Origin of the sequence: Protofrankia sp. CiP1_Cm_nod2 (genome assembly GCF_920664355.1) — a bacterium.
Classification (GTDB): Bacteria; Actinomycetota; Actinomycetes; order Frankiales; family Frankiaceae; genus Protofrankia.
Map to the genome: position 1 here is coordinate 1 of NZ_CAKKTL010000095.1, position 11,774 is coordinate 11,774.

Below are 11,774 nucleotides of genomic sequence, written 5' to 3' on the forward strand. Positions count from 1 at the left end.
GGGCCGTCCCGCCCCTGCCCGCCTCCTCGCGGCAGCCCGCGTCGAGCGGGCCGACGGAGCAGACCACGCCCGGCCCGGCGGCCGCGCCCCCGCCGGCCCAGACACCCGCGGGCGAGGCGCCGCGGGTCCGGCTCAGCGTCGGCCCAACAGCCCCGGAACGGATCGTCCTGCCGGGCGCGGACGTCCAGGACTGGGTCCTCTACGGGAACGGCGCGGGCAGATCCGCCGAGCGGGTACGCGCGAATCTGGCACAGCCGGTCATCGGCCGGATCAACGTGTCCGGCGACATCCCGACGGTGGTCCCTGGTCCCGCCCGGTTCGACTGGAGCGCGGGCAGCCCGCAGCAGACGGGCCGCAACCATGCCGACGCCCTGGCGCTGCGGGGCTCCGGCAGGTTCCGGCTTGCCGTCCCGACAGGCGGCCAGGCCGGCCGTCTGAGCCTGTACCTGGGCACGCTGGGGGGACAGGGCGTGGTGCGGGCCGACATCGACGGGCAGGATGTCTCGTCCGTCGTCGTGCCGGCGGGCCGTTCGAGCAGATGGACGGGCTCGGTCGTCGAGATCGACTTCGGTCCGGGTGCGGGCGGGCGCACTTTGAACGTCGAGGTGTCCGCCCGGGCAGAGCCCGGTTCCGGCGACCCGGGCGACCCGGGCGACCCGGGCGACCCCGATTACCCGGATGACCGTGATGATCAGAACGAACGGCGTGACGCGGACGGGCGGGGTGGCCCCGGCGGCGGCAGGCCGCTACGGGCCCCGCAGGCTCAGGCGGGGCCCGCGGGGCAGGTCTCGCTTGCCGCCGCCGTCCTCTCCGGCTACCGGTGAGCCGTTCGCGACGTTGAAAAAATGTTCTGGACGCGGCAACCCCGCCGGGCTCCCGAGCGACTGGACATATGAACGTGCGGACAGCTCCGCTGCGCTCAGAACCGATGATCTTTCGGCTGGCCAAAGCGCTGTTTCCGAACGTTCCGGCTCGCCCGTTCCCCGCTAACCCCCCCCAGCCGGGGCGGGCGAGCCGTACTTGTCAACCCGTCCGACAGCCCCGCGTCGGGCACGAACGGATGTAGCGTCGCAGACGTGCGCCGAATCCTCTTCTCACCCTCCTGGATCCTGCGGCACGCGCTCGCCCTCTTCATGATCGGCCTGTTCGCCAGGCTCGGGTGGTGGCAGTGGGAGAAGGGGCAGTCCAGCCGCGGAACCCTGCAGAACCTCTTCTACGGCGTGGAATGGCCGATCTTCGCCATGGCCGTGATCTTCGGCTGGTCGCAGATGGTGCGCGAGGAACTTCGCCCCGGACCGGCGAAGCCGGCTCCCGCGGCCGAGGAAGCGGCCCGTCCCGGTACGGACGCACAACCATGGAACGAACACCGCGGGCCGGGCGGGCCTGGCGCTGACGGTCCGCCCAGCAGTGGCTCCGGCGACGATGAGGAGGATGACGAGGAGTTGGAAGCGTACAACCGCTATCTCGCCTCGCTCTACAAGCGGGACACGCCATCCGGGTCGGGGACCCGGTGACACCGCCCACCAGGGAGGACTCCGGCAGGGCGGCTCCGGGGCCGCGGCCCGCGGCGGGCCCTGGGACGGCGGGACCGGCGGCGACCGGCGCCAGCGCCGGTTCCGCCTCGGGCTCCGGGCGTTCCAGCGAGCGCGCGGTCCGTCGTGCGCTGCTGCGCTTCCGGGTGATCGCCTATCTCGTCGGCGTGGGGCTGATCACGCTCGTGCTGGTGGGTGTGCCGCTGAAGTACCTGGCGGACGCCCCGACGCTCGCCGAGGCCGTCGGCCCCATCCACGGGTTCCTGTTCATGGTCTATCTCGCCCTGACGGCGGACCTGTCGTCCCGGTGCCGGCTGCGTACCGGACCGACCCTGCTGGTCATGCTGGCCGGCACGATCCCCTTCCTGTCGTTCGTGGCGGAGCGCCGGGTCACCCGTACGGTGCTCGAACGCCAGCGGGCTTCTCACACCCCGTGAAGACATTCACAACATAACTACAATATAATCACTACGGACGTCGGACGCGACGGCATGCGGCGTCAACAGCCAGCGCTGCCGTCCGCCCGGCGGCGGAAATACCACGGCCTAAGAGCACTTGACGTTGGAAAAGCCCCGGCTCGCGCCCTGGACCCTGTTGTCGCAACCGACCACGTTCTGGGTCCTGTCGCCATCGTGGATGTAAACGCCGAAGCCTCCGCCGTTCACCGTGAGCGCATTGTTCCGGATGATGTTCCGCCGCCCCCAACCGTCGGACTCGACGTGGGTCTGGATACCGTCCTTGATGTTCCCGCCACCCTGGCCGGTGTTGTCCACGACGGTCCACCCGTTGCCCTTGAGGTCGATCCACGAGTCGGCCTCGGTCAGCCGGTCGGCGGACAGGGTGTTCCCGGAGATGATGCCGCCGGTCGTGCCTTCCTTGATATCGATGTTCTCCGCCGTCGTGCCGGCGATGTCGTTCCCGATGACCGAGTTCCGGTCGCTGTTGTCCGGGCGGCAGTCCGAGTACTTGCACCAGTTGCTGCTGGCGCTGCCGACATAGATGCCCTCGCCGAACTTCTCCGAGCGGTTCCCGGTATTCCGGATGACGTTTCCGGTCACCAGGTTGTCCGAGCTGAAGGAACGCAGGTGGATGGCCTCGTCCCCGATGGCGCTCACGCTGAGCCCGGCGATGATGCCGTGCTGGACGCCATCCGCCATCACGCCCTTCTTGCCGTTACGGACGCTGAAGCCCGACAGGCGGACATAGGAGGCATGGTCGATGTGCAGGATGTAGTCGGTGTCGTCCTGGCCGTCCAGCACGGCGCCGCGCGAGCCGCACAGCCAGATCGGCTGTGCCGCCGTGCCCGACCTGGCGATGGTGAAGCCACCGGCGTACGTACCGTCGGCCAGCCGGATGACCGCGCCGGGCTTCGCCGACGCCAGCGCCACCTTGAGATCACCGGGATTACGGACCGTAGGCTCACCCGCCGGACAGGCCACCTCCTGGCCGCCGGGCTGAGGCCCGCCGCCCTGGGTGACGGCCGGCCCGGCCCCGGCGGCGGACGCCTGCGGGGAGGCCGCTGAGGCTCCGGAGCCGGCGGTGGCCGGCGGCGCCTGCGGCTTCGCCGTCTTCGTGCCCCCCTGGCAGGCGGCGAGCGTCACCGCGCACGCGAGCACCGCCGCCGCCACGCACAGTCTCCGGCACCTGCGGATGCCCCGGGGGGGCGGCCCTGCCGGGGGGCCGGCCGCCACGGCGGGGACCCCCCCGGGAGGGATCGTCACAGTGGATCCCTCCTGCTGTAACGGTCGCGGTCTTTTCCATTGTAGGAAACCATCGCCCGCGATCCGACGGTGTCGTATTTCACCACCGCGGCACCTTCGCGGTCGCCATTGACCGTGACGTCGTCCGCCTCCGGGCCGTCCTCATAAAAACGATCGTCTGGCAGCTGGTCGTTCCAGGGCTGCGGATACCCCTGGGACGCGGAGGCGCCGGCAGGCCCGTCGCCACGGAAAGCGCCGTCGTTCCCCCCGGCGAACCGGTCGAAGGAGCCGTCGGGATACCGCGCCGCATGGTCGCGCAGGTAGCGCAGGCCATCCATGGTCGGGTTGTCGTCCTGGTTGACCCGGGCGCCGTCGCGGTCGTGGTCGTTCCCGCCGAACGCCCTGTCGGGGCCGCCTGGCCCCGCCCGCCGGCCGGCGGGGCCGGGCGACGGGGCGGACGCGGCGGGCCAGGGCTGGTCGCCGTACCGCGGCTGGGGTGCCGGCGGGTGCTCCTGCGCCGCGGCACCGCGGTAGGTGGTCGTTCGATGGGCGCCCTGGCCGGGTACCAACGGCGTCCGTCCAGGATCCCTGGGGCGCGGGGGCATGGAGATCACCTCGGTCGCCTCGACCAGCTCCAGCCGGTCGACGGCGGCCTGCAGCCCGGCCGCGCCGACGGCCGGCTGCAGACCGGCCGGGACCGGCTGCGGGCTGGCCGGCACGGCCGACACGGCGGACGCTGTGGTCATGCGCCGTACCAGCAGATCGGATTCGGGGTAGGGGTGCTCCTTGGTCGCGCGCCTGCGCCAGCGCCGGCCGGTGCGCCAGCCGAGAATCGGCAGCAGCGCCATGAACGACCAGACGAACAGGGCCGGGTGCCGTTCAAAGATCACGTACCACGGGCGCTCGAGCCGGGGAATCCACTTCGACGTGTCGTTGCTCTTCACGGCCGCGGCGGTGATCCCGACGGCCTTGCGGATGTCGACGGCCCGCCAGCCGCGGCCGGCCAACGTGTTGTTGCCCACGGTCGTGCCGTCGGACTGGCCACGTACGGTCACCGCGAACTCGGTCGAGCCGGATATCCTGTTACGACTGATGATGTTCGTCGCGGCGTCCTGGGTGATGATCCCCATCCGCCCGTCGGCGAGCGTGTTGGTGGTGATGGCCGTCCGCTTGGCGTCCGGGCCGATCTGCAGGGCGGAGTCGACCACGCCCCCGACGGTGTTGTCGAGGATCTGGGTGCCGTTCGCGCCGCTCTTGACCACGACGCCCACCTGGCTGCCGGACACCTTGTTGCCGCGCACGACGGTGTCCTCACCGCCGAGGACCCGGACGCCGTAGCGCCCGTTGCCGCTCAGCGTGTTCGCCTCGATGACGGTTCCCTTGATCTGGTTGATCTGGACGCCGGTGGCGGTGGCGACGATGCCGATACCGCGGCCGTCCAGGGTGATCCCGTCACCGCTGTTGTCCGTGATGGTGCTGCGCATGACCCGGGAGCCGGAGGCGCGGTCGATGGTGATGCCGTCGCCGTGGTTGCCGGTGGAGGTGCTGCCGGAGATGAGGGTGCTGACCGCGTCCCGGTGGATCGCCAGGCCGGCCCGGTCGTTGCCCTCCAGCCGCACGTTGATCATCTGGATGCCCTCGCTACCGGAGATGTAGGCACCCCAGACGTTGTTGACGAACGTGGAGTTGGCCGCGCCACCGGTGCTGGGCTCGCCCTTGCTGCCCGTCCAGGCCACGCCGCCGGTGCGGCCGTTCCAGAAGCCCAGGTTGGACGCCCGGACGTTGCGCACGACCAGTTCGCCACCCATCGTGCGGATGTAGGCGCGCCCGTCCACCGTGTTGGCGTCGGGCTTGAGCTCCTTGATGTCCCAGCCGACGATGTTCAGCGGCTGCTGCGCGTTACCGTTGATCTCGATGGCCCCACGCCAGCTGGTGAGCCCGACGAAGCCCGCCGGGCTGCTGGCGAGCCGCAGCGACCCGGCCCGCTGGTCGATGACCAGCCGGGCGTCCGGCCCCACCACGATGTTGGCCAGCACGAGGGTGGCGCCGTCGACCTCACGGCGCATGCCGCCGGCGGCGGCGACCTCCTCGACCGTGTAGGGAGCCTGCCGGGCCGGCAGCAGCAGGGTGGGCAGGCTGCCCTGGGTCTGCACCATGGCAGGCGCCCGCAGCACCCCGAACTTCTCGAACGTCGACCGCAGGCGGATGTCCTCGGCGTCGACGAGCAGGGCCTGCTTCTTGGCGTCCGCCGAGGTGACCGGGGGCAGCGGCGGTGGTGGCGCGGCCAGCGCGGGGCCGGCCGTGCCCACCAGGACGGGGAGGCCGCCGAGCAGCGCGCCCGCGCAGACGCCGCCGGCGAGGAGGCGGGCCCGCGCCCGTCGCCGGCGGCCGGGCGACGGCCTGGCGACGGGCGACGGCCTGGCGACGGACGACAGCCCACGGCGGACAGCGGGCCCGAGCGTCGGGATGATCATGAAACTCCGATCATTATTGGCTCACCCGAACGGAGGCGTCCGACTGCCCCTCGCCGCCTATCAGGTCGGCGCGCCGGGTCAGCCAGCCCTGCTTGTTCATCGTTATGAATGCCCAGGTCTTGATGGGCAGGGCAACGATAACGATCATCACGACCACCACCGGCAGGATGAAGATGTCGCGGGGCTGCTCCCGCAGGTGCGACAGCCCGCGCACGGCGCGTCCGCCCAGCAGCCACGCGACCGCGATGAGGGGGGCGTTCGCCTGCGGCCGGACCATCCAGAACCCCAGATAGGTCATGGCCACCCCCATGGTGACCGGCGTGAGCAGGATCTGGAGAACGCTGATCTGGCAGATCAGCGGCTGCCGCCACAGCCAGCCCTTGTAGATCGCGGTCAGGTAGCAGCGGTAGGAGTTGCGGCTCCACCGCACCCGCTGCTTGATGAACGCCTTCAGCGAGTCGGGGAACATCGATATGGCCCGGGCCGTGTCCTGGTGCACGGTCTTGTAGCCGGACGCGAGGGTGAGCCAGGTCAGCCGCCCGTCGTCCCCGGCGATGCACCGCCTGCCCAGGAAGAACTCGTTCTCCAGGTTGTGCAGCACCGGCAGGATCGCGGACCGGCGGTAGGCCGCCGTCCGCCCGGACAGGCAGGCGACCGCGCCCGCCCGGCCCTGCGCCGGCACGTAGTCGAGGTAACGGATGTCGACCAGCCAGTTGGCCACCCGGCGCCAGACGCTGGTCCGCGCGTTGTAGACGCTCTGCCGGGTGCCGACCCCGCCGACCTTGGGATCGACGAACGGCATCTGGACGGCGGCGAGCAGGCCCGGCTCCCAGGCCGTGTCGGAGTCGCAGAGGACCACGACCTCCTTGGTGGCGGCCTTGATGCCCACACCGAGAGCGGAACGCTTCCCCTCGTGCACGAAGGGAAGCACGCGGAGGTTGCGGTGCTCTCGCGCGTGCCTGCGCAGCCGGCTGATGAGCTCGGTGTCCTCGACGTCCGGGACGATGATGAGCTCGTCGGGGTTCTGCGCCAGCCATGTCTGCAGGCAGCGCTCTATGACATCCGGGTCCTCACGGAAAGAGGGGACGACGACGGATGTGGATGTCCGGAACTTGTTGTTGATCGGCTTGTAACGAGATGACAATACACGTCGGAACAACCACACCGACCACGAGATCACTCCCGCGATCCCCAGGGGAACAAGTCCCCAGTATGATCCGACGCGGTCGATCACGGTACTGAGCGCGTCCATTGCCTGGCGTTTTCCCTCCGAGGGGTTACCGTAAAGACCCACCTGAAAAGTAGCGGCCCGGCGGCCCTCCCTCTCATATCGGCCAAAGACTTGGCCGTCGGACGCGAAGGCGCATAGGACCCTACTCCCGATGGCAGTGCACCGGAGGTTAGCAGTGTGACGTGAATCGCACGCACCCCGGGGTGTCGGTAGCTACAGAACGCACTTACCCTGTCACAAGAAATAACGCGGCCCCGACGGATTTACTCTGCGACTACGAGGCACGTGCATAATGCCCCTTCTTCGCATCGCATGACTCCGGGCGCCGACGAACGTTAACGGATCATGTCGAATACGCAACGCCCATAGTCAGATTACCGCCAACTGGGAGTTGACAAACCACATGGGAACAACAACCGTTGTTGATCCATTGAGAATTTCTGTCATTGGAACCGGCTACCTGGGCGCTACACACGCGGTCTGCATGGCCGAGCTGGGCTTCGAGGTCATCGGCGTCGACGTCGACCCGGTCAAGATCGAACGACTGACCGCCGGCGAGGTGCCCTTCTTCGAGCCCGGGCTGGAGGAGCTGCTCCGCAAGAACCTGGAGTCCGGCCGCCTGTCCTTCACGACGTCGCTGGCGGACGCCGCCGGCGCGGCGGACGTCCACTTTGTCTGCGTCGGGACGCCCCAGCACCCCGAGTCGAACTCCGCGGACATGCGCTACGTCGACGCCGCGGTCAGCGGGCTGATCGCCGGTGGGCTGCGGCCGGGCTCGCTGGTCGTGGGCAAGTCCACGGTCCCGGCCGGGACAGCGGCCCGCCTCGCCGCCTGGCTGGCCGAGCAGGCGCCCGAGGCCGAGCTCGCCTGGAACCCGGAGTTCCTGCGGGAGGGCTTCGCCGTCGACGACACCCTGCGCCCCGACCGGCTCGTGTTCGGCGTCGCGCCCGGCGGCAGCGCCGAGGCGACGCTGCACCGCGTCTACGCGGCAGTGATCGCCGCCGGCACGCCCGTCGTCACCGTCGACTACCCCACCGCGGAGCTGGTCAAGGTGGCCGCGAACGCCTTCCTCGCCACCAAGATCTCCTTCATCAACGCCATGGCCGAGGTCTGCGAGGCCACCGGGGCCGACGTCACCCACCTGTCCAAGGCCATCTCGTACGACACCCGGATCGGCGGCCGCTTCCTACAGGCCGGCCTCGGCTTCGGCGGCGGCTGCCTGCCCAAGGACATCCGCGCCTTCCAGGCCCGCGCGACCGAGCTCGGCGCCGGCCAGGCCGTGGCCTTCCTGGCCGAGGTGGACGCCATCAACCTGCGGCGCCGCGACCGCACCGTCACCCTCGCCACCGAGGCGCTCGGCGGCGACGTCACCGGGAAGGTGATCGCCGTGCTCGGCGCGGCGTTCAAACCCAACTCCGACGACATCCGGGACTCCCCCGCCCTCGCGGTGGCCGACACCCTGCGCAAGGCCGGCGCCACGGTCGCCGTCTACGACCCGGCCGCCATCCCGAACGCCCGGCGGGCCTACCCGGAGCTCATCTACGCCGACAACGCTGTCGACGCCGCGACCGGGGCGCATATTGTGCTCCATCTCACAGAATGGACTGAATTCCGTGAGCTCGACCCGAACGCCCTGACCGCGGTCGTCGCGGCCCGCACCGTCATCGACGGCCGCAACACCCTCAACCCCGCCCAGTGGCGCGCCGCGGGCTGGACGTACCACGCGCTCGGCCGTCCCTGACAAGTCGACGGATCACCAGCATCAGCCGGAGCGTCACGACCGGGTGGACCCGGCGCTCCGGCTGATCGCTACCGCGCTCCGCCCGGCCCACGCGGCGAAGCGCTCCGCCGCCTCCTCGGGCAGGCGGACCGCGAGCCGCTCGTCAGGCCCGAGCCAGCGGACCCGTCCCAGCCCATGGCCGGGACGCGGGCGGCCCGCCGCCGGCACCGGTATCCCCGGCAGCACCGGTATCCCCGGCAGCACCGGTATCCCCGGCATCACCGGTATCCCCGGCATCACCGGCAGCACCGGCATCCCCGCGGCACGGAGCTGCGCCGGTTCCGTCCCGAACGCGAAAACGCGCCCGTCCGACCAGGTGAGCAGTTCCTGCCCCGGATCGCCGGCACGGGCGCAGACAAGCCGCCGACGGTCCGGCTCCCAGATCAGCGCGACCCAGTCCCCGCCCAGCGGCCCGAGACAGCGTTCCCCGTCCCTGCGGTAGGCGGCCGCGAGCAGGCAGGCGTCGGTACAGCCCGCACCGGCAAGAGCGGCGGGCCGACCATCCCGTACGCCGGCCGGCGGCTGCGCCGGCAGACCATCCCGTACGCCGGCCGGCGGCCGCGCGGGCAGGCCTGGCGGCACAGCAACCGACGGTTGGGCATGGAGGCCGGCTGGCGCACTGCCGCGCGGCGCTACCGGGCCGTTCCCGCCCCGGCGCCGTCGTCCGGGGCGGCCGTCGAGGACGACGACCAGCCCCTCCGCGTCCACCGCGATCGGCGGTGTCGGGTCACCGGCGGGCCCCGAGGCCGTCACCACGCCGAACGGCCCGTCGAGGTGCACACCCCGTGCCGGCGGCAGGCCCAGCGACGACGAGGCGAGCATCGCCGTGAGGACCGAACGCCGCACCGGGGCACCGTCCAGGCGCAGCAGCCCGCAAACCGTCATACCCGCTCTCCCGCGATCAGCGGTCCCCGGGCGTCCGCCCGTCCCCCGCCCACTCCCGCCTGTCCCCGCCCGTCCCTGTCCGTCCCCGTCCATGGCTGTCGTCCCTGCCCACGACCGTCATCGACCGGTCGGCAGCGGGTGCGCCACCCGGGCCCCGGCCGCACTGCGTTCAACGCGGAAAGTAGCAGCACACCGTCGCCATGTCGCCGTCGTTCGCCCCGGCCGCCGTTCGCGCCGGGACCGCCACCTGGCAAGCGAAACGATACGGACAATTACCAGCCGGGACGGCGCCGGATTTCCGCCGGAAAACGCGGGCGACGACACTCGCCCGATCCCGGATAAAGATCGGGGCCCGGCACCTAATAGGCCTGCCCCAAAAGGACCACAACGGCCGACGGCCACGGTGACCCACCGATATGCCTCCGAGCGGACAGTGTATCGTAACCCGGAGAATTCTTGAGATCACCCCCAGCCCAGCGGCGCACGAGCGGGAGTCGGTGGATGAACGACGGAAACGGATTGTACCTGCCCGGAGTACCCGGCCCGCGGCCCTCCCGGCCCACCGATGACGGGATCGTTCTCCCGGGCCGGCCGGCCCGGACCCGGCGGGCCGTGCTCGGGTCGGCGCTCGGCCTGCTGGGCATGGCGGCGGCAGGCTGTTCCCGGCCCTCCGACACCTTCGACCCGGCCAGCGAGGTCCTTCCGCCGGATGCCGGCGCTGCCACGCCTCCTCCCGCGCCAGGGCCGCCGCCGACCCTGGCGAACGGGGCCGCGGACTTCTTCGGCAAGGGCCTCATCCCACAGCAGCGGGCAACGTTCGGCCTGGACCGCACGCAGATCCTGCCCTCGGACAACCCGCGCTTCCCCCGGCTGGCCCGGGTGGCGCTGCCGGCCGGCCCGGTCAACGACGACGTCGACCGGCAGGTCTACAACGACGGGAACACCTACGGTGGCAGCCAGCTCTTCCTGGCCATGGAGGGCCGGCCGGCCTACAGATGTACCTGCGTTACTACGTGAGATTCCCGCACGACTTCGACTTCAACAAGGGCGGGAAACTCCCCGGATTCTACGGGGTCATCTACAAGAAGGAGAACGAGGAGCGCTCCGACACCGACCGGAACGGTTTCGCCAGCCGGTTCGGCTGGCGAAAGGGGGGCGAGGGCATCGTCTATTCCAACACCGCGCGTCCGGACCATCCGGTCAATATTTCCGGCAAGAAGACGTGGACCTGGGAGCTCGACAGGTGGATCTGCGTCGAGCAGGGAGTCCGGCTGAACTTCGAGGACTTCTCCCAGGGGCTGCTGGTCGTCTGGATCAACAACAAGGAAGCCTTCAAGGAGCACGGGTACGACCCCCGCATCTCCGACAAGCTGCGCATCGGCGGGCTCATGTTCTCCGTCGTGTACGGCGGCGGTGACCGCTCGTTCGCCCCCAGGACGGACACCAGCATCGACCTCGCCGGCTTCGCTATCGGCGCCCAACGGGTCGGCCCTCTTCCCGACCCCCCGGACTGAGGGCTCGGGCCGCGCTCCCGGTCCCGGACACCCCCGGCCCGGCGGCCGACGGCCCCCGGAGCGGACGGGCAGCGCCCGGGGGCCCGGCCGGTTCTTCCGTCCCGTACCGCCCCACCCCGACGAGCGGCTGTCCTGCGCGGGGAGAAGGTGCCTACCTCCGGCCGCCGCGGCCGGAACGGGTGGCCAGGCCCGGCTGGCAGTCCGCCAGGTGGGCGTCGAAACCCTGCACGTTCTGCCAGGTGGCGTGGCAGATCCGGCAGTGCGTGGTCTCCGGGTCGCTCCACTGGGCGCTGCAGCCACCGCAGGTCGCCGTCACAGGCGTGTCGCGCCTGCTGATCGGCTGGCCGGCGTTACGGACCGGCAACGGCAACATCGGCTGAGCACGTCGCGACGTGCGGCCTGACGGACTCTGGCGTCGGATCGGCACCCGGTCATCCTGTCCCAGAATAGGCCAACCACGGCGCAACCTCTTCCTATGAGCGTGGCAACGAGACTCAACACGTTCCGCCGGACCCCCGCGCGCGGCCGGCAGCCCCGGCAAAAGCCGGACAAGTCACATATAGTCGACGTATGATCACCTAAAGCTCAAAAAGTATGAAAGGGACGCCGGTGCTGCCGGTGGTGAGGGGAGACGGCGACGAGGGGGGCTCCGGTGGCC

The 11,774-nt window shown here is 70.7% G+C and carries 11 protein-coding genes and 1 pseudogene; 7 read left to right on the plus strand and 5 right to left on the minus strand.

The features are described 5' to 3' along the window. The 3 genes and pseudogenes from NBW84_RS12465 to NBW84_RS12475 all read left to right on the plus strand — a co-directional run. A pseudogene (locus tag NBW84_RS12465) lies at window positions 1–824 on the plus strand (hypothetical protein); the annotation flags it as partial. 252 nt (window positions 825–1,076) lie between these two features. Next, window positions 1,077–1,514 (plus strand): hypothetical protein, encoded by a 438-nt coding sequence (locus NBW84_RS12470; RefSeq protein ID WP_250284733.1) that lies wholly within the window; start codon window positions 1,077–1,079, stop codon window positions 1,512–1,514. Further along, window positions 1,511–1,969 (plus strand): DUF3817 domain-containing protein, encoded by a 459-nt coding sequence (locus tag NBW84_RS12475; protein ID WP_250284735.1) that lies wholly within the window; start codon window positions 1,511–1,513, stop codon window positions 1,967–1,969. The genes NBW84_RS12470 and NBW84_RS12475 overlap by 4 nt, the downstream gene beginning before the upstream one ends. A gap of 108 nt (window positions 1,970–2,077) precedes the next feature. Here NBW84_RS12475 and NBW84_RS12480 read toward each other — a convergent pair whose 3' ends face one another. From NBW84_RS12480 to NBW84_RS12490, 3 genes are all read right to left on the minus strand, one after another. Continuing rightward, complete coding sequence (locus NBW84_RS12480; protein ID WP_250284737.1) at window positions 2,078–3,160, minus strand: right-handed parallel beta-helix repeat-containing protein; 1,083 nt, start codon at window positions 3,158–3,160, stop codon at window positions 2,078–2,080. An 89-nt stretch (window positions 3,161–3,249) separates the two neighbouring features. After that, window positions 3,250–5,706 (minus strand): right-handed parallel beta-helix repeat-containing protein, encoded by a 2,457-nt coding sequence (locus tag NBW84_RS12485; protein WP_250284738.1) that lies wholly within the window; start codon window positions 5,704–5,706, stop codon window positions 3,250–3,252. Between the two features lie 13 nt (window positions 5,707–5,719). Further along, a complete protein-coding gene (locus NBW84_RS12490; RefSeq protein WP_250284740.1) occupies window positions 5,720–6,958 on the minus strand; it encodes a glycosyltransferase family 2 protein in 1,239 nt (412 codons plus the stop codon). 382 nt (window positions 6,959–7,340) lie between these two features. Between NBW84_RS12490 and NBW84_RS12495 the strand changes: the two genes are divergently transcribed. After that, window positions 7,341–8,678: a UDP-glucose dehydrogenase family protein gene (locus NBW84_RS12495; RefSeq protein WP_250284742.1), complete on the plus strand. Its 1,338-nt coding sequence runs from the start codon at window positions 7,341–7,343 to the stop codon at window positions 8,676–8,678. A 33-nt stretch (window positions 8,679–8,711) separates the two neighbouring features. Here the strand turns inward: NBW84_RS12495 and NBW84_RS12500 are convergent, their stop codons facing one another. After that, window positions 8,712–9,602 (minus strand): hypothetical protein, encoded by an 891-nt coding sequence (locus NBW84_RS12500; RefSeq protein ID WP_250284743.1) that lies wholly within the window; start codon window positions 9,600–9,602, stop codon window positions 8,712–8,714. A gap of 501 nt (window positions 9,603–10,103) precedes the next feature. Here NBW84_RS12500 and NBW84_RS12505 point away from each other — a divergent pair. Both NBW84_RS12505 and NBW84_RS12510 read left to right on the plus strand, forming a co-directional pair. Then, window positions 10,104–10,619, plus strand: coding sequence for a hypothetical protein (locus NBW84_RS12505; protein WP_250284745.1), 516 nt, complete (start codon window positions 10,104–10,106; stop codon window positions 10,617–10,619). Further along, on the plus strand, window positions 10,598–11,116 hold the full coding sequence (locus tag NBW84_RS12510) for a polysaccharide lyase (RefSeq protein WP_250284746.1): 519 nt from the start codon (window positions 10,598–10,600) through the stop codon (window positions 11,114–11,116). The genes NBW84_RS12505 and NBW84_RS12510 overlap by 22 nt, the downstream gene beginning before the upstream one ends. Window positions 11,117–11,267: 151 nt before the next feature. Here NBW84_RS12510 and NBW84_RS24280 read toward each other — a convergent pair whose 3' ends face one another. Continuing rightward, the gene (locus NBW84_RS24280; RefSeq protein WP_445548228.1) at window positions 11,268–11,369 is read right to left on the minus strand and encodes a hypothetical protein; all 102 of its coding nucleotides are present in this window, start codon (window positions 11,367–11,369) and stop codon (window positions 11,268–11,270) included. Here NBW84_RS24280 and NBW84_RS12515 point away from each other — a divergent pair. Beyond that, complete coding sequence (locus NBW84_RS12515) at window positions 11,356–11,496, plus strand: hypothetical protein (protein ID WP_250284748.1); 141 nt, start codon at window positions 11,356–11,358, stop codon at window positions 11,494–11,496. The two genes, NBW84_RS24280 and NBW84_RS12515, sit on opposite strands and share 14 nt — an antisense overlap. Window positions 11,497–11,774: the final 278 nt, after the last annotated feature.

Excerpts from the sequence above, each read along its gene's own strand:
- NBW84_RS12505 (WP_250284745.1), top strand. The coding sequence starts at position 10,104 with ATGAACGACGGAAACGGATTGTACCTGCCCGGAGTACCCGGCCCGCGG.
- NBW84_RS12510 (WP_250284746.1), top strand. The coding sequence starts at position 10,598 with ATGTACCTGCGTTACTACGTGAGATTCCCGCACGACTTCGACTTCAAC.
- NBW84_RS12500 (WP_250284743.1), bottom strand. The coding sequence starts at position 9,602 with ATGACGGTTTGCGGGCTGCTGCGCCTGGACGGTGCCCCGGTGCGGCGT.
- NBW84_RS12490 (WP_250284740.1), bottom strand. The coding sequence starts at position 6,958 with ATGGACGCGCTCAGTACCGTGATCGACCGCGTCGGATCATACTGGGGA.
- NBW84_RS12495 (WP_250284742.1), top strand. The coding sequence starts at position 7,341 with ATGGGAACAACAACCGTTGTTGATCCATTGAGAATTTCTGTCATTGGA.
- NBW84_RS12485 (WP_250284738.1), bottom strand. The coding sequence starts at position 5,706 with ATGATCATCCCGACGCTCGGGCCCGCTGTCCGCCGTGGGCTGTCGTCC.